The organism is Nocardioides sp. Iso805N, from assembly GCF_000364605.1.
In the GTDB taxonomy this organism is placed as follows: domain Bacteria; phylum Actinomycetota; class Actinomycetes; order Propionibacteriales; family Nocardioidaceae; genus Nocardioides.
In genome coordinates this window covers 1-16,979 of record NZ_KB822578.1, presented here as the reverse complement: position 1 = coordinate 16,979, position 16,979 = coordinate 1, and the positions used below count along the sequence as shown (strand labels likewise).

The following is a 16,979-nucleotide window of genomic DNA, read 5'->3' as shown; positions in this document are numbered from 1 at the left end:
GCTCAGCCGGGTCGGCCGGCGATGCTCAGAGCTTCTGCACCGGGGCGTAGCGGAGAAGAAGTCGCTTGACCCCCTGGGTGCCGAAGTCGATCGAGGCGACGGTCTTCTCCGCGACGCCTTCGATGGTGACCACGCTGCCGAGGCCGAACGTGTCGTGCGTGACCCGATCACCGGGTGCCAGCGAGGGCACCTCGCGGGCCGGCTTGGACTTGGCCGCGGCGTCTGCGCGGATGGCGGCCGAGGAGAAGTTGCGGCGGCCGGTGCCGGTGATGCTGCCGAGACCGCTGCCGAACCGCTCGCCACCCAGGTCGGGCCTGCCCCACTTCGTCATCGCCGCCTCAGTACGCCGCCAGTCGACCAGGTCGACCGGGAGCTCGTCGAGGAAGCGGCTCGCAGGGTTGTGCGCGGGCGCGCCCCAGGCCGACCGCACCACGGCACGGGAGATGTAGAGGCGCTCGCGGGCGCGGGTGATGCCGACGTAGGCGAGGCGGCGCTCCTCCTCGAGCTCGGCGGTGTCGCCGAGCGCGCGCGAGTGCGGGAACACGCCGTCCTCCATGCCGGTGAGGAAGACCACCGGGAACTCCAGCCCCTTGGCGGTGTGCAGCGTCATCAGCGTGACGACGCCGTCCTCGCCCTCCGGGATCGAGTCGGAGTCAGCGACCAGCGCGACCCGCTCGAGGAAGTCGGTCAGGCCCGGCGAGAGGATGCCGGCGTCGACATCGGCGGGATCCGCGCTCGGCCCCGCCACCGGGTCGTCGGAGAACTCACGGGCGACGGCGACCAGCTCGGCGAGGTTCTCCACTCGGGTGGCGTCCTGCGGGTCGTCGCTGGCCTCGAGCTCTTCGAGATAGCCCGACCGGGCCAAGGTCGACTCGAGGATGACGTCGGCGCGCTCGCCGCCCTCGACCATCGACTGCAGCTCGGTGATCATGGCGACGAAGCCCCGGATGTTGGTGGCGCTCCGCGTGGCCAGGCCGGGCGCGTCGTCGGCGCGCTGGAGGGCCTCCCAGAACGTCAGGCCCTCGCGCTGGGCGAGCGCGTCGACGCACTCCACCGCACGATCGCCGATGCCGCGCTTGGGGGTGTTGAGGATCCGCCGCAGCGACACCTGGTCGGCCGGGTTGGCCAGCGTGCGCAGGTAGGCGAGCGCGTCGCGCACCTCGCGACGCTCGTAGAACCGCACGCCGCCGACGACCTTGTAGGGCTGGCCGGTGCGGATGAAGACCTCTTCGAAGACCCGGCTCTGGGCGTTGGTGCGGTAGAAGACGGCGACGTCGCTGGCCTTGTGACCGCCGTCGACCAGCTTGTCGATCTCGTCGCTGACGAAGCGGGCCTCGTCGCGCTCGTCGTCGGCGACGTAGCCGACGATCCGCTCGCCGTCGCCGGCCTCGCTCCACAGCCGCTTCTCCTTGCGGCCCTTGTTGTGCGTGATGACGGCGTTGGCGGCCGTCAGGATCGTCTGGGTGGAGCGATAGTTCTGCTCCAGGAGGACCGAGGTGGCGTTGGGGAAGTCCTGCTCGAAGTCGAGGATGTTGCGGATGTTGGCGCCGCGGAACGCGTAGATCGACTGATCCGCATCGCCGACCACCATCAGCTCGGCGGGTGCGGTCCGGGGCGAGGTCTCGACAGGCTCGACCAACCCTCCCGGGTCGGGGCTGTCGGCGCACAGCTCGTGGATCAGCGCGTACTGCGCGTGGTTGGTGTCCTGATACTCGTCCACCAGCACGTGCCGGAACCGTCGCCGATAGGTCTCGCGCACGTCCGGGAACTGCCGGAACAGGTGCACCGTGGTCATGATCAGGTCGTCGAAGTCCAGGGCGTTCGCCTCGCGCAGGCGCCTCTGATAGAGCTTGTACGCCGCGGCGTAGCTCTCCTCGAGCTGGTTCTTCGCATCCTTGGCGGCGTCCTCGGCGTCGCGCAGCTCGTTCTTCTGGTCGCTGACCCAGTTGAGCACCTGCGCCGGCTGGTAGCGCCGGGGGTCGAGGTCGAGATCGCCGACCACCAGGCCCATCAGCCGTTTCTGGTCCTGGGCGTCGTAGATCGTGAAGTTGGACTTGTAGCCGAGCTTGTCGATCTCCTTGCGCAGGATCCGCACGCAGGCGCTGTGGAACGTGCTCACCCACATGATCCGCGCACGCCGGCCGACCAGGTTCTCGACGCGCTCCTTCATCTCGGCCGCGGCCTTGTTGGTGAAGGTGATGGCCAGGATCGAGCCCGGGTGGGCGCCGCGCTCGCTGATCAGCCAGGCGATCCGGCGGGTGAGCACGCGGGTCTTGCCGGATCCCGCACCGGCGACCACCAGCAGCGGCACACCCTCGTGGGTGACGGCGGCGCGCTGCGGCTCGTTGAGCCCGGCGAGCAGCTCCTCGCGGCTCGGGCCGCGACGGGCAGGGCGCTCCTCGGGCAGGGCGAACAGAGCGGCGGCGTCGGTGGCAGGCGTTTGGGGTGGTCTCATGCTGCAACAACCCTATGTCGAGCCACCGACAGAAGCGGCCCCGGCGGGGGTCAGCGAGTCAGCTCGAGCCGGCGTACGTCGCGGGAGAGCAGCGCCAGCAGGCTCGACCCGCCGATGACCGCTGCGACGACCACCAGCCACCGGTCGAAGCCGACCGCCTCGGCGATCGGACCGGTCAGCGCCAGCCCCAGCGGCCGGGCCACGAACGAGCCGACCATGTCGAAGGAGTAGACCCGCGAGAGCTTGTCGTCGGGGACGTTCTGCTGGATCGCGAGGTCCCAGAAGACCGAGAAGATGGAGAGCCCGATCCCGTGCAGCAGCGCACCGGCCCAGACCAGCGGCGGCGAGGACGCGAACGCCATCGCGAGCGGGAGCAGCGCGGTCGTGGCGAGCAGGGCCGTACCGGCGAAGAGTGAACGGCGCGGACGCCAGCGCAGGCAGACCAGGCCACCCACCACGAAGCCCACCATCAGCCAGGCCAGCGCCGCACCCCAGGCGGCCCGGCCCATCTGCTGGCCGACCACGACTGGCCCCAGGACGTTCTGTGCGCCGCCGTAGAACAGGTGGTAGAGCATCGCCTGGCCGATCAGGATCCACAACCAGGCGTGCCGCAGCACCTCGCGGGCGCCGTCGCCCAGCTCGGCCAGCACGGTGCCGCGCGGGCTGGCGGTCACCTCGGGGATCCGCAGCCGGGAGAAGCAGGCCGCCGCGACCGCGAAGGTCGCCGCGTCGATCATGATCGCCCAGCCTGCGTCGACGAGAGCCACGAGGATCCCGCCGACGGCGTACCCGATCGTCATGGCGAGCTGCTGCAGCAGTGCCCGCGTGGCGACGGCCCCGGCCAGATCCGCCTCCGGCACCGTCATCCGGGTCACCGCCTTGGACGCCGGTCCGCTGAGCGCAGAGAGCACGCCGGCCACCGAGCCGAGCACGGTGAGGCTGCCGATCGAGGCGTGGTGCAGCACCAGCGTGAGCGCGAGCACCGCCTGCACGAGCGCGCTGCCCAGCGAGGAGCCCTGCATCATGATGCGGCGCGAGACTCGGTCGCCCAGCACGCCGCCGAGCAGCGTGGTGAGCACCTCCGCGGCGCTGAAGGCGGCCTCCACCAGACCCAGCTCCGCTGCACTCCCGCCGAGGTCGAGGACGGCGAAGGCCAGCGCCACCGGCGTGATGCCGTTGCCGAACGAGCTGACGGTGCTGCCACTGACCAGGAGCCGGAACTCCCGGTGGCGCAGGACGCCGGCACGCTCGATGGCAACGGTGGTCACGGCGACAGATATTAGTTCGCTAACGAAATATTCGCTACCGAACTATTATCCTCGCCATGGGAAGCCAGAGCGATGCGCGCGAGGACTGGGCCGATCGGCACGTCGAGCGCTGGCGCGACCACTGGATCGACATCGACTTCGACGACGACGTCGAGGCCATCACGGTCAGGCTGCTGCGGGTGCGCAAGCACCTGCAGCGCGCCAAGCAGCAGGCGGTCACCGAGGTCGGACTGCAGGACTTCGAGTACGACACCCTGCACGCCCTGATGATCCGCGACACCCCTGGCAAGGCGGGCCCCTCGGAGCTCGCCGAGGACCTCGACATCAGCAACGCGGGCATGACCGGCCGCCTCGACATCCTGGAGCGGTCCGGCTGGGTGCAGCGCCGTACCGACCCCGCCGACCGCCGTCGGGTGCACGTCGAGGCGACCGCGGCGGGCCGCGACATCTGGCGCCGGGCGATGCGGCTGCGAGGCCGCGCCGAGGACGAGCTGTTCGGCGTACTGACCCCCGATCAGAGGCACACGCTGGCAGCTCTGCTCAAGGAGCTGACCCTGAGGATCGAGGAGGGCTGAGCGAAGCAGCCTGCGACCGGCCGGGTCGCGCGGCCACTCGACCCGCCGAAAGTGACCTCTCAACCCTCTAGATGGGACGACTCGGCATCAGAGCAGCCGCCGGTCGTTGGCCCAGCGGGTCAGCTCGTGGCGCGAGGAGAGCTGCAGCTTGCGCAGCACGCTGGACATGTGGGTCTCGACCGTCTTGATCGAGATGAACAGCTCCTTGGCGACCTCCTTGTAGGAGTAGCCGCGCGCGATCAGCCGCATCACCTCGCGCTCTCGCTCGGTGAGCCGATCGAGGTCCTCGTCGACGGCGGCCACCTCGATGACGCCGGAGAAGGCGTCCAGCACGAAGCCCGCCAGCCGCGGCGAGAAGACCGCGTCTCCCCCGGCCACCCGCTCGATGGCGGCGGCCAGCTCTGGCCCGGTGATCGTCTTGGTCACATAGCCCCGCGCACCACCACGGATGGTGCCGATCACGTCCTCGGCGGCGTCGCTGACCGACAGCGCCAGGTAGCGCGGCCGGCCCTCGATGCTGGGTGCCCGTCGCATCACCTCGACGCCGCCCCCACCGGGCAGATGTACGTCGAGCAGCACCACCTCGGGCTGGTGCGCCGCCACCGCCTTGACCGCGGTGTCGACGTCCTCGGCCTCGGCCACCACCTCGATGCCCGGTTGCTGGGCGAGCTCGGCCCGCACGCCGCTGCGGAACATCGCGTGGTCGTCGACGACCAGCACTCGTACGCTCATGACACCCGGCTCCTGACGATCGGTTCGCTCACTGCTCCTCCTCGCACGGCATCTGCAGCCGCACCTCGGTGCCCTCGCCGGGCCCCGTCCTGACCTGGGCGCTGCCCCCGTGCCGCTCCATCCGCGCCCGGATCGAGTCGCGTACGCCGTGACGGTCCTCGGAGACCTCGTCGAGCACGAAGCCCACACCTCGGTCACGGACGAACACCTCGACCGTGCCGGGGTTCACCTCGGCGTAGACGTCCACCCGCGCCACGCCCGCGTGCTTGGCCGCATTGGTGAGGGCCTCACGCGTCGCCGCGACGAGCGGCTGCAGCCTCGCCGTCAGCGGACCGTCCCCCACCGCCACCACGTCCACGGCGACCCCGTGCACGTCCTCCACCTCGGCCGCGACCTGCCGCAGCGCAGCGGCGATGCTGGCATCGGGCGAGACCACGTCGGCGTACAGCCATGACCGTAGGTCGCGCTCCTGGGAGCGGGCGAGGCGCGCGACGGTCGCGGGGTCCTCGGCGTTCTTCTGGATCAGCGCCAGCGTCTGCAGCACCGAGTCGTGCAGGTGGGCAGCGACGTCGGCGCGCTCCTGGGTACGGACCCGCTCGGCCCGCTCGGCGCCGAGGTCGGAGACCAGTCGCAGCGCCCACGGGCCGACGATGACGCCGATGCCGGCGAAGCCGAGCAGGAACGCCACCAGGAGCTGACCGGCATCGCCGACCGAGCCACCGCGCAGCGAGAACAGCGCGAACGCCACCAGCACCAGCAGCACGCCCGCCGCGACCCGGAGGTAGGAGGCCCAGCCGCCGCGGCCGAAGACCAGCGCGGCCGGGTCGAGCCGCTCCCCCGCGTCCAGCCAGCGCTCCCGCTGCGCCTCGTCGGCCTGACGCCACAGCAGCGCGACCCCTGCCACCGCGATGGCCACCGGCCAGAACAGCGTCCCGATGCCGAGCGCCGACTCCACCAGCAGCACCGCGCCGAAGCCCAGCACGGCCAGCGCGATCGCGGGACCGGCGTCGGTGAGCCGGCGCATCCGGCCCGGCCGGCGGCCGCCGCGGGTGGCGCTCTCCGCACCGGGGGTGTTGGGCTCGTGGGTCGGCGCGGCCGGCAGGAAGAGCCACAGCCCCGCATAGAGCAACACGCCCAGCCCGCTGAGCAGCGCGGCCGCGACGAAGAAGACGCGCACCCACATCACCGACACCCGCAGGTGGTCGGCCAGGCCTGCAGCCACCCCGCCGACGATCCCCGTCTCGGTGTCGCGATAGGCCTTGGGGGGCATCGGGAGCTCGCTCATCGTGGTGCCATCGTCACACGCGCGCGCACGCGGTTCCATGCGGAAGGTCCCTGATGCGCGTCTCAGGGCCCCCCGCACGGATCAGGGGACTCCCCGATAGCGGTACGGCGGCGGTCCCGGGAGGCTTGAGCCATGACCACGACTCCGACCGATGCTCCGCACGAGCCAGGTCCGGGCACACCACCCGGGGCACCCGAACCGCACCACCTCGGCGCCCTGCGCCGCAGTGTCGGCGACCGGCACATCGCCGGAGTCGGCGGCGGCCTGGCCCAGCACTTCCGCATCGACCCGATCATCGTCCGGGTCGCCCTGGTGGTGCTGATCTTCTTCGGCGGAGCCGGCCTGATCCTCTACATCGGCGTCTGGCTGTTGGTGCCCGAGGAGGGCAAGGCCTCGGCGATCGTGCGGCTGGACGAGCGCAGCCGGTCGTTCCTGCTCTACCTCGTCGCGGGCCTGGCCGCACTCGCCCTGCTCGGCGAGACGGCCGGGCACCTGCACGCACCGTGGCCCGTCTTCGTCATCGCGGTGATCGCGCTGCTCATCATCGGCGAGCGCCGCGGCGAGCTCCGGCTGCCGGGGCGTCGGGAGCCGGTCAGCGCCACCGGCGCCCCGGCGCCCGGTGCCACCGCTCCCGGTGCCGGCTCGGGGATCGCCCCGAGCCTTCGTCCCGGGCCTATGCCGCCGCACAGCAGACGCCGTGGGCCCCGGAGCAGACGCAGCTGCGCTCGACCGACCCGGTGGCGCTGACACAGCTGCAGCCTTCGGCGACCGGCGCCGCGCCCATCGGCGTACCGACCGCTCCGGTCAATCCCCGCAAGCGCGGTCCGATCCTGTTCTGGTTCACCATCGCGCTGATCGCGCTGGCGGAGGGCGTGCTCGGGATCGTCGACCTGGCTGGCGCCTCGGTCGCCGGTCCGGCGTACCCGGCGCTCGCGGTCGGGATCATCGGCCTGATGCTGGTCCTGGGCGCGTTCTGGGGCCGGGCAGGCGGCCTGATCCTGCTCGGCTTCCTGGCCAGCTTCGTGCTCGTTGGCAGCCTGGCCGCGGACAAGTGGCAGCTCGACGGACACGGGCGCAGCGTGCACTACGCCCCCACCTCGACGGCGGCCCTTCGCACCGACTACCGCCTCGCCACCGGCGAGCTCCGGCTCGACCTGTCCCAGGTGAGCGACCCCACTGCTCTGGCTGGTCGGTCCATCTCCGTGACCGGGCACGTCGGCAGCATCGAGATCGTCGTCCCACCGCAGATCTCGACCACGGCCGACGGCGTGGTCAAGGGGCCGGGCCAGGTCGAGATCTTCGGCGAGGGCCACGGTGGCATCCACCCGCGCAACAGCGGCTCGGTCACCGGCAGCCTGACCACCGTTCCCCTGTACATCCACGCCAACCTCAACGTCGGCCAGATCACCGTGGAGACCAGCGATGAGTGACGAGACCCGATTCCTGCCCGGCGAGCCGGAGCAGCCGGAGCACACCGAGCTGCTCGAGGAGGCGGTCGAGGTCGAGCCCACAGAACAGCCTCGGTACGACGAGGGTGCGCGGCGTACGGGCTCGCACCCGGTCAACGTCGGCCACCTCGTGATGGGCCTGGTCTTCCTCGCGATCGTCGGCGGCTGGGCGCTGGTGCAGAGCGACACCGTGACCGGGACCGACATCCGCTGGCTGTTGCCGCTGCCGTGGGTGATCGGCGGCGGGGTCGGCCTGATCGCGGTGGCGGTCTCGGGCCTTCGCCGCCACGGCGTGGGCCGCTGATGTCGAGAGGTCACATTCTGCGGGTTGAGTGTCCACGATGGTGGACACTCAACCCGCAGAATGTGACTTCTCGACTGCTAGGCGGGCTCGCCGACCACACTGCGTGCCAGCGCCTCGACGGCACGGTCGGCATAGTCGGTGAAGACCCCGTCCACGCCGGCGGCGAGCATGGCGCGGTGTGCGCTGACCGGGCCGCGCAGCGTCCAGACGAAGACCTTGAGTCCGGCACGGTGCGCCTCGGCGAGCAGCGGCCGCACCGCGCCGTCGGCGCCGAGGACCATCGTGCGACGCGGTCCGATCGCGTCGGCGTACGCGGCGATCGCATGGCAGTCGATCCGGCTCCAGGTCTCATCGACCAGTTGGACGAGCGGCAGCGAGGTGAGCGGATCCATCCGCCGGACGAACTCCGGGTCGAAGGACTGGATCCAGACTCGCTTGCCGGGCAGATCGACGCCGTGGTCACGCAGCGTCTGCAGCAGCGGCTGGACCATGGGGAGGCCCGCGGCGGCGAAGTAGGCAGGGTGCTTGACCTCGATGTGCAGCCCGATCCGGCGGCCCGCGCGAGCCGACTCCTCGGCGACGAGGAGCAGCAGCTCATCAAGGCTGATGATCGGCTCGTGCACCGTCGGGGCATGCAGGGTGCGCAGCTCGGCGAAGGTGAAGTCCTCGGTGAACCAGCCGCCGCGCACCTTGTCGCCGACGTGCCGGACCGTACGGCGCTCGGCGAACTCCGGCCGCGACGCCACGTCGGTGGTGCGGGAGAGCTCGTTCTCGTGACGTACGACGAGGACGCCGTCGCTGCTCATCACGATGTCGGTCTCGACCGCGTCGGCACCCATCCGGATGGCGAGGCGGTAGGACTCCAGGGAGTGCTCGGGGAGGTGACCCGGGGCACCGCGGTGGCCGATCACGAGAGGCATGCCACCACGGTCCCGAGCCGGGTTGAAGCGCGGAACGCTCCCCGGACGATGGAGTGTTAACCGTTGGTGACCATCAGGGGGCGTCGTCGGCGCGCCAGGTGACCCCTTCGCGGATGATCCGGGCCGGCGTACCGGCCACGGCCGTCTGTGCCGGCACCTTCTGACCGCGCACGAGGCTGCGTGCGCCGACGACCGCACCGTCGCCGATCTCCACGTGGCCGGTCAGCACCACGTCACGGCCCAGCCAGACGTGCCGGCCCAGTCGGATGGTGGCGCCGTACGGGTTGATCCGCTCCCCCGTCAGCACGTCCTCGAGCCGGTGCATGTCGTCGGTGGCGACATAGACGTCGGCCGCCCACAGCTGGTCGGTCTCGGCGACGATGCCGCCGCCGTTGCGGGCGTCGATCACCGCGCACCGGGTCGCGACGACCTCGCCGTTGAGGATCACCGAGGAGCGGGCGCCGCAGTAGACGTCGCCGGCGGTCAGCTCGGTGCGCGGGCCGAAGAACACGGTGGCCCCGTCGCCGCCGACCAACAGCGAGACCAGGTTGGTCAGATCCGCGGCGACCACGAGCACGACGTCGGCGAAGGGATAGAGCGCCAGCCTCTCGACCAGCGCGGGTGCCAGCACGGCCTCGTCGCTGAGGTAGAGCGCGTTGCCGCCCTCGTGCCACCACGCCGGCATCGGGTCCAACACCCGCCGCAGGTCGAGTACGCCGAGGATGTCCGGGTCGACGCCGGCGCCCAGCAGCCGGTGCCGATGAGGCGCGCTGAGGGCCTCGCCCCGGCTCCACGCGGTGGCAGTAGACATGCGGGGTTTCTACCACCCCGGACTGGGCAACCCGGAGGGGATGGACACGTCGGCGGAGCACGACCCGGACCACCACCCGGAGCGCGGCGAGCCCGGCGTGCCGGGGCAGGCGCGCCGTGAGGACGCACATGACGACCGGGCCGACGGCCGCGAGGAGACGCACGCGGAGCGGATGGACCGGCTCTTCGACGACCTGCTCCAAGAGCTGCGGGTGATGCAGACCGGTGCCCAGCTCACCTCCGGCTTCCTGCTCACGCTGCCGTTCCAGAGCCGGTTCGCGACCCTCGACACCACCCAGCGGGTCACCTACCTGATCCTGGTCGCGCTCTCCCTGCTCACCACCTCGTTGGTGATGTCGGCGGTCGCGGTGCACCAACGCCTCTCGGGCCGCCTGTTGAAGGATCGCGTCGTGGTGGCAGGACGCCGCCTGATCGCGGCCGTGCTGGTCACGCTCGCGCTGCTGGTGACGGGCATCGGGTTCTTCGTGGTGGACGTGGTCGGCGACCGCACCTGGGCGTGGGTGAGTGCCGGGGTCCTCGCCCTGGCGCTGGTCGGACTGCTGGGCGTGCTGCCGCAGTGGCTGCTGCGCAACACCGACCGTTCACCGCGGTAGGCGCGGCCGGCACTCCGGCAACCTGACAGAATCGCTGTCATGAAGCTCTCGACGCAACTGGCCTACTCCGGCAACCCGCGCGAGGCCGCCGATCAGGTGGTCGGCCTGGAGAAGGCGGGCCTGGACCAGCTGTGGGTGGCGGAGGCCTACGGCTTCGACGCGGTCTCGCTGCTCGGCTACCTGGCGGCCAAGACCGAGCGGGTCGAGCTCGGCGCCGGCATCCTCAACATCTTCTCCCGCACCCCCGCCGCGCTGCTGCAGACCGCTGCCGGTCTCGACAACGTCTCCGGGCGGCGCGCGATCATCGGGCTGGGTGCCAGCGGCCCCCAGGTGATCGAGGGCTTCCACGGTGTTCCCTACGACCGCCCGCTGGCACGCACCCGCGAGATCATCGACATCCTGCGCCGCGGCCTGCGCCGCGAGACGCTGACCAGCGACGGCCTCTACAAGCTGCCGCTGCCGGAGGGCCAGGGCACCGGGTTGGCCAAGCCGCTCAAGCTGCTCAACCGGCCCGAGCGCTCCGACGTACCCCTGTGGGTGGCGGCCCTCGGCAATAAGAACGTGGAGATGACCGCGGAGGTCGCGGATGGCTGGCTGCCGCTGATGGTCTACCCGGAGAAGGTCCAGACGGTCTGGGGCCACGCACTCGCCGCCGGCAAGGCCAAGCGCAGCACCGAGCTGGGTCCGCTCCAGATCAGCGCAGGGGGCCTGCTCGCCATCGGCGAGGACGTCAAGGGCCTGCTGGACCAGATGCGCCCGATCTACGCGCTCTACGTCGGCGGCATGGGTGCGCGCGGCAAGAACTTCTACTACGACATGGCCTGCCAGTTCGGCTTCGAGAAGGAGGCCAAGCAGATCCAGGACCTCTACCTGGACGGTCACAAGCGCGACGCGGAGGCGCTGGTGCCGATGGAGTGGCTGGAGGCGGGCAACCTGGTCGGCCCCGCGTCCTACATCAAGGAGCGGATCGCCGCGTTCGACGAGGCCGGCATCACCAGCCTGCAGGTCACGCCCGCGGCCGGCACCGACGCCCTCGCCGCCGTCGGCCAGGTCAAGGAGTGGCTCTCCTAGCTCTGATGCCTAGCCGCGCTTGCGGCTCCAGGCCGCGCCGAGCGCGAAGAGGTTCGAGACCCGGTGGTGGTCCATGGCGTCGGCAACCCGGCGGCGGCCGGTCCGATCGGAGATGCCGAGCGCCCGTGACGCCGCCTCCAGGGTGGCGCCACGGGACATGAGCCGCAGCAGCGGATCCCAGCTGGCGGGCTCCTCGCGCACGGGTACGGCTTCGGCCCACATCTCGTCGAAGACCCATTGGGCCAACCCCGCCACCGCGGGGCTGCGGATGGCGATCGTCGAGGTCGGCCACCCCTCGCCCCACTTCAGTGGGAGCGCCACCACCTCCCCGTCGGCGACCCAGAACCAGCTGATCGGCTCCGCGGTGATGCGGATCTCCACCCCCGCACTGAGCTCCTGACCGATCCGGTCGGCCGCCTCGGGGCGTGCGGTGTCGGCCAGGTTGCCGATGATGCGGGCACGGTTGCCCTCGCGGCCGACGACGTTGTGCCACACCGTCTGCATCTCGGGATCGGCGACATAGAGCCGAGACGCGTCCGGCAGCACGATGTCTGTACGCCGCAGGTCCTGCTTCTGGATGACCTGGTGCCACAGGTCGGTGACAGCGGACCAGCCGTGGAACACCTCGACGTCGAGGATGCCGTGGCTGGCCCCACCGATCTCCCAGTCGCGGGCCAGCGCCGGGAGCTTGGCGACCAGATCGACCAGCTCCTCCAGACGGCTGCTCACCTCCTGGCTGACCTCGTGCGACCGGCGGCGTACGACCTCGGCGACGGCCTCGTCGGGAGCGAGGTAGTGGATGTCCTCGCCGTGCACGGCGAGATAACCCTCGGCTGCCAGCTCGGACAACTGGTCTCGCACCGTCCGCTCGTCGCGCATCGCCACCTCGCTGAGCGCGGCGACAGTGCGGGGCCTGGCCCGCAGCGCGATCGCGAGCAGCTCCAGATGGCGAGGTGGCATGCCGTGATGGTTTCACGCAAGGGCGTCGGGCATGCGCATCGTCCGATCTCGGCCATGTCCGGCCCCGGCCACAGGTTCTCCTGCCGCCCGCGGGTCACGGCCCGATCGATGATGTGTGGTCTCAGGTCGAGACCCATAGCTGGAGGATTGATGAAGAAGTTGTACGGCGGCATTGCGGCCGCTGCCCTGGTCACGACCGGGATCGTCTGCTCGGGCGGCGCTGCCAGCGCGACAACGCCGTCACCATGGCCGGACCAGTTCCACGCGAGCCATCTCGTCACCACGACCGACGGCGCAGTGTTCCTGGTCGGAACCTACGACACCGGAGTCCAGCAGTCCGACGACAGCGGCGACACCTGGGAGGCGACCGCGGGCGCGCTCGTCGAGGTAGTGGACGGCGCAGTGACGACGCTCGACCTCGGCTCCAACGCCGACCCGACCGCACTTGCCGTGCACGACAACACCGTGTTCGTCGTTGGCACCGACGACCTGACCGGCGATGCCGAGTTGTGGACCGTCACCGGCGGCACCGCCAGCGCCGCCGAGACCCTTCCCGACACGGGAACGCCTCAGGCCGTCGCGGTCTCCTCCGACGGCGACCGCATCGCCGTCGCCGGCTGGGACAGTGTGGTCGTGCTGGACGGCGACCTCGACCCGACCGCCACGATGCCCACCGGCGGGGTGGACGAGGACACGGACGAGCCGGTCGGCATCAGCGGCATCGGCGGCATCGCCTTCACACCGAGCGGCGACACCCTGGACGTCGCCGCCTCCACCTATGCCGGCGCCGTCGACCTCTGGTCGCTCGACACCGATGGCGGTGACGTCGCCTTCGGCGACGTGGCTTCGCAGGTCGTCGAGACTGCGGACGGCAACTCCTCTGCGAGCGGCATCGCGATGGGCCCCGACGGCACCGCCTACGTCACCACGGTCAACGGTGACGGGGGCGGCCTCTATGCGGTTGGCGACGGCGCGCCCGTCTTCCAGGCGCTGGGTGGCGCCCAGGGACTGGCGCTCACTGCCGATGGCTCGACCGCGTACGTCACCCTCTTCGGTGGCATCATCGCCCTCGCCACCGACGCTCTGGGGACCTACGGCGACAACCCCAACGCCGACTACGGCACCGGGGACGACAGCGCTGACGCGGTGGCCCTCGATGCCGACGGTGACGTCGTGATCGCCGAGAGCCAGCAGAGCTATGACGACGCCACCGAGACCAGCACCGTCACCGATCAGAAGATCGACGTGGTGACCGCCCCGAGCGCGCCGTCCCATGTGACGGCCACGGACCGCGAGGAGACCACGGCCGACGTCTCCTTCACCGCTGCGGGCTCGACGGGCTCCTCGGCGCAGCCGGACGCCCTCCAGGACCTGGTGACCTACACGATCACCCTGCACGACACCACGAACCCGGCCGCCCACGACATCGTGCAGGACACCTCGTCCACGGACATCACGGTCGGGTATGACACCCCGCTGGTCGCCACCGACGCCTACACGGTCGCTGTCACCGCGACCAATGGCCTGTTCACCAGCGAGGCGGCGACCGGCACGATCGCGGCCCCGCAGGCGGTCGTTCCCGGAAGCGCCACCGTCACCGTGACGGGCAATGCCGTCGTCGGCTCCACGCTTACCGCAGCCGTCAGCAACAACACCTTCAAGACCGGGGCCAAGCTGAGCTACCAGTGGTTCTACACCGGCGGCGAGTTCGGTGGCGCGGTCGAGGGCGCGACCAAGGCGACGTTCTCGCCCACGGCCGACCTGGTCGGCCTCAAGGTGGGCGTGATCGTCACCGCCGACCTCGGCGGGTACACCCCGGCGACCGTCAGGTCGAACGTCGTCGCAGTGAGGGCGGCCGCCCAGCCGGTGAAGGTCACGAAGGTCAAGGTCGCGCCGGTCAAGTCCAGCTCCAAGAAGCTGACCCTGACCCTGGCCGGCGTCACCACCGTGCCCGGCAAGGTCAAGGTCTACGACGGCAAGAAGCTGATCGGCACCGCCACGGTGAAGAACGGCAAGGTCGTCGTCAAGCTCAAGAAGAAGCTCGCCAAGGGCAAGCACAAGCTCACGGTGAAGTACGCCGGCTCGGCCACCGTCGCCAAGTTCAGCAAGACCGTCAAGGTGAAGGTCAAGTAACCGCCTGACCCCTGGTCACGTTCCTTGCGAAGCAGCGCCGGTGTCCGTCTCGACGGGCGCCGGCGCTGTTCGTCGCCCGGCAGTCTCCTCAGCCGCCCTCCCACGGTGCCGATCACGTGCGATGAGGCGGCTCAGCGCGAGCCGGCACCAGGGAGGAAGACCCGGATGAGGAAGCTGTCCGCCGGCATCGCCGCCGCCGCTCTCGCGGCCACCACCATCGCCTGCTCCGTCCCTCCGGTCCACGCCGTCTCGGCGTGGCCCGCCGGCTTCACGCCGCTGAAGGTGACAGCGACCACCAGCGGCGCTCTCTTCGTCGCCGGCGAGGACGGCGACGGCAACGCGGATCTCGTCCGGGTCACGGGTGGCACGCCGAGCCTGGTCGACCTCGGCGAGGATGCGAGCCTGGCCGACCTCGCCGTCAAGGGCACCACCGCATACGTCGTCGGCACGCTGCCCGACGAGGACGGCGACGACGTCGCGACGCTGTGGACCATCGGTGACGACGGTACCGTCGTCACCACGGCCCTGCCGGGCGATGCCACCGAGCCGGTGGCCCTCGCCATCTCCGCCGACAGCACCGAGTTGGGCGTGGTCGGCTCCGCCGAGGCCGCTGTCTACCCGGTCGCGGGTCTCGGCGACGCCACGGTCCCCACGGCCACCACGCCGGTGACGACGCTGGCCAACGTCGGCTCGGCGGCTTTCGACCCGACGGGCGGCACCTTCGAGTTCTCCGGCACCTCGTCCGACGGCACCTCCCGGCTCTGGTCGATCGGCTCGCACGCCGCGGCGACGACGCCGACGACGGTCTCGCTCGGACCGGGCGACGTGGACACGCCGCCGACCGCGCTGGCGGTGGCGGCCGACGGCACGAGCTACGTCGCCACCACTGGCGACGACCCCACCCTCTACGCGGTCAGGGGCGGCACCCGCCGCGCCGCGCAGCCGATCGACGGCGCCGACGGCCTGACCGTCTCGCTCGACGGCCGCACGGTCTATGCCGCCGGCGACAGCGAGATCACTGCCTACGCCGTCGCCTCGCTCGGCCGCTATGACGACGACGAGCACCCGGCTCCGGCGTACACGCCCGATGTCGACGGCCTCGCCGTGACCCTCGACCGCGGGGCCCTGACGGCCGTCGAGACGCCCTCGGACGACTCGGCTCCGGTGATCGACCGCATCACCGCCCCCAGCGCGCCCTCGCACGTCACGGCGCAGCGGGACGCCACCACCGCTGACGTCGCGTTCACCCCGCCGGCCGTCACCGGGTCCTCGGCCTGGCCCGCCGATGTGGACGACCTGATCACCTACACCGTCGCCCTGCACGACACCACCCACCCGGCGCGGCCTGACCTGGTCACCGACGACGAGACCGATCCCACCGACGTCATGCTCGGGTACGACGACGTGCCCCTGGTCGCCGGTGACGCGTACACGATCACCGTCACCGCGATCAACGGCATCCTCAGCAGCGTGGCAGCCCGCGGAACGCTCGCCGCACAGGCCGCCAAGGTGCGTTCGATCAAGGCCGCGGCGCTCACCACCCGCTCCAAGAAGCTGATCCTCACCCTGAGCGGCGCCAGCGCGGTTCCGGGCAAGGTGAAGGTCTACGACGGCAAGAAGCTGATCGGCTCCGCGACGGTGGAGAACGGCAGGATCGTCCTCAAGCTCAAGAAGAGGCTCACCAAGGGCACCCACACGATCACGGCGAAGTACGCCGGGTCGGCCACCGTCGCCAAGTTCACCAAGACCGTCAAGGTCAAGGTCAAGTGACCGATCGCTGACGGTGTCCGGAACAGGACAGGATCAGCGCGTTTACTTGGTCCCGCTGAGGGGTCCGGAGCCGTGTGGGGGCTCCGGACCCCTCAGCCATTTGGACCGGGCTACCCGGACGGGTTCCGCAGGACGCTAGCCTGGCAGAGATGTCGCAGCCAGCCCCCACTCCCCAGCAGGTACGCCGGGCGCTTGCGCGCGCCGAGCGTGGCGCCGCCCTCGACGTAGCCGAAGCGACGGTGTTGCTGGCTGTTAGGGGTGAGGATCTCGACCGGTTGTGTGCCGCCGCGGCGAAGGTCCGTGATGCCGGCCTGGTCGCGGCCGGCCGCCCGGGGGTGGTGACCTACTCGCCCAAGGTGTTCATCCCGATCACGCGGTTGTGCCGGGATCGGTGCCACTACTGCACGTTCGTGGAGACCCCGGCGCAGGCGGCACGCGAGGGCCGCGAGCCGTTCCTCTCCCCTGATGAGATCCTCGCGATCGCGGCCCAGGGCGCGCAGTTGGGCTGCCTGGAGGCGCTGTTCACCCTGGGGGATCGGCCCGAGGACCGCTGGCCCGAGGCCGCGGCGTGGTTGGAGTCTCGGGGCTATGACTCGACGTTGTCCTACGTGCGCGCGATGGCGATCCGGGTGTT

General features: G+C 70.9%; 16 protein-coding genes. 9 read left to right on the top strand and 7 right to left on the bottom strand.

What is annotated here, in order from left to right; genetic code table 11:
- Window positions 1–25: 25 nt before the first annotated feature.
- Both pcrA and H036_RS0109920 read right to left on the bottom strand, forming a co-directional pair.
- Window positions 26–2,455 (bottom strand): DNA helicase PcrA, encoded by a 2,430-nt coding sequence (gene pcrA, locus H036_RS0109925; RefSeq protein ID WP_017934634.1) that lies wholly within the window; start codon window positions 2,453–2,455, stop codon window positions 26–28.
- Between the two features lie 50 nt (window positions 2,456–2,505).
- Entirely contained in the window at window positions 2,506–3,723 is a 1,218-nt protein-coding gene (locus tag H036_RS0109920) for an MFS transporter (protein WP_017934633.1), read from the bottom strand.
- A 56-nt stretch (window positions 3,724–3,779) separates the two neighbouring features.
- On the opposite strand from H036_RS0109920, the gene H036_RS0109915 reads away from it, so the two are divergent.
- Window positions 3,780–4,298 carry a MarR family winged helix-turn-helix transcriptional regulator gene (locus H036_RS0109915; RefSeq protein WP_017934632.1) on the top strand — a complete coding sequence of 173 codons (519 nt, stop codon included), beginning with the start codon at window positions 3,780–3,782 and terminating at the stop codon, window positions 4,296–4,298.
- Between the two features lie 87 nt (window positions 4,299–4,385).
- Here the strand turns inward: H036_RS0109915 and H036_RS0109910 are convergent, their stop codons facing one another.
- Window positions 4,386–5,030 carry a LuxR C-terminal-related transcriptional regulator gene (locus H036_RS0109910; protein WP_017934631.1) on the bottom strand — a complete coding sequence of 215 codons (645 nt, stop codon included), beginning with the start codon at window positions 5,028–5,030 and terminating at the stop codon, window positions 4,386–4,388.
- Between the two features lie 28 nt (window positions 5,031–5,058).
- On the bottom strand, window positions 5,059–6,315 hold the full coding sequence (locus H036_RS22400; protein ID WP_017934630.1) for an ATP-binding protein: 1,257 nt from the start codon (window positions 6,313–6,315) through the stop codon (window positions 5,059–5,061).
- 132 nt (window positions 6,316–6,447) lie between these two features.
- Between H036_RS22400 and H036_RS0109900 the strand changes: the two genes are divergently transcribed.
- The 3 genes from H036_RS0109900 to H036_RS0109890 are packed head-to-tail and all read left to right on the top strand — an operon-like array spanning window position 6,448 to window position 8,067.
- Entirely contained in the window at window positions 6,448–7,062 is a 615-nt protein-coding gene (locus H036_RS0109900; RefSeq protein WP_017934629.1) for a PspC domain-containing protein, read from the top strand.
- Window positions 7,053–7,745: a hypothetical protein gene (locus H036_RS0109895; RefSeq protein WP_017934628.1), complete on the top strand. Its 693-nt coding sequence runs from the start codon at window positions 7,053–7,055 to the stop codon at window positions 7,743–7,745. The genes H036_RS0109900 and H036_RS0109895 overlap by 10 nt, the downstream gene beginning before the upstream one ends.
- A complete protein-coding gene (locus H036_RS0109890; RefSeq protein WP_017934627.1) occupies window positions 7,738–8,067 on the top strand; it encodes a hypothetical protein in 330 nt (109 codons plus the stop codon). The genes H036_RS0109895 and H036_RS0109890 overlap by 8 nt, the downstream gene beginning before the upstream one ends.
- Before the next feature lie 77 nt (window positions 8,068–8,144).
- Here the strand turns inward: H036_RS0109890 and H036_RS22395 are convergent, their stop codons facing one another.
- Both H036_RS22395 and H036_RS0109880 read right to left on the bottom strand, forming a co-directional pair.
- Window positions 8,145–8,987 carry a glycerophosphodiester phosphodiesterase family protein gene (locus tag H036_RS22395; RefSeq protein WP_017934626.1) on the bottom strand — a complete coding sequence of 281 codons (843 nt, stop codon included), beginning with the start codon at window positions 8,985–8,987 and terminating at the stop codon, window positions 8,145–8,147.
- Window positions 8,988–9,060: 73 nt separating this feature from the next.
- Complete coding sequence (locus H036_RS0109880) at window positions 9,061–9,798, bottom strand: acyltransferase (RefSeq protein WP_017934625.1); 738 nt, start codon at window positions 9,796–9,798, stop codon at window positions 9,061–9,063.
- Here H036_RS0109880 and H036_RS0109875 point away from each other — a divergent pair.
- Window positions 9,797–10,411 carry a DUF6328 family protein gene (locus tag H036_RS0109875; RefSeq protein WP_017934624.1) on the top strand — a complete coding sequence of 205 codons (615 nt, stop codon included), beginning with the start codon at window positions 9,797–9,799 and terminating at the stop codon, window positions 10,409–10,411. The two genes, H036_RS0109880 and H036_RS0109875, sit on opposite strands and share 2 nt — an antisense overlap.
- Window positions 10,412–10,450: 39 nt before the next feature.
- Window positions 10,451–11,482, top strand: coding sequence for an LLM class F420-dependent oxidoreductase (locus tag H036_RS0109870; RefSeq protein WP_017934623.1), 1,032 nt, complete (start codon window positions 10,451–10,453; stop codon window positions 11,480–11,482).
- Between the two features lie 9 nt (window positions 11,483–11,491).
- Here H036_RS0109870 and H036_RS0109865 read toward each other — a convergent pair whose 3' ends face one another.
- Complete coding sequence (locus H036_RS0109865) at window positions 11,492–12,442, bottom strand: hypothetical protein (protein ID WP_017934622.1); 951 nt, start codon at window positions 12,440–12,442, stop codon at window positions 11,492–11,494.
- Between the two features lie 150 nt (window positions 12,443–12,592).
- Here H036_RS0109865 and H036_RS0109860 point away from each other — a divergent pair, with 150 nt between their 5' ends.
- The 3 genes from H036_RS0109860 to H036_RS22390 form a co-directional block, all read left to right on the top strand.
- The gene (locus tag H036_RS0109860; RefSeq protein ID WP_017934621.1) at window positions 12,593–14,575 is read left to right on the top strand and encodes an Ig-like domain repeat protein; all 1,983 of its coding nucleotides are present in this window, start codon (window positions 12,593–12,595) and stop codon (window positions 14,573–14,575) included.
- A 165-nt stretch (window positions 14,576–14,740) separates the two neighbouring features.
- Window positions 14,741–16,345, top strand: a complete 1,605-nt coding sequence (locus tag H036_RS0109855) for an Ig-like domain repeat protein (protein ID WP_017934620.1) — start codon at window positions 14,741–14,743, stop codon at window positions 16,343–16,345.
- Window positions 16,346–16,494: 149 nt separating this feature from the next.
- Window positions 16,495–16,979: radical SAM protein (locus H036_RS22390; RefSeq protein ID WP_036488051.1), on the top strand; the 485-nt coding region annotated here is incomplete at its 3' end.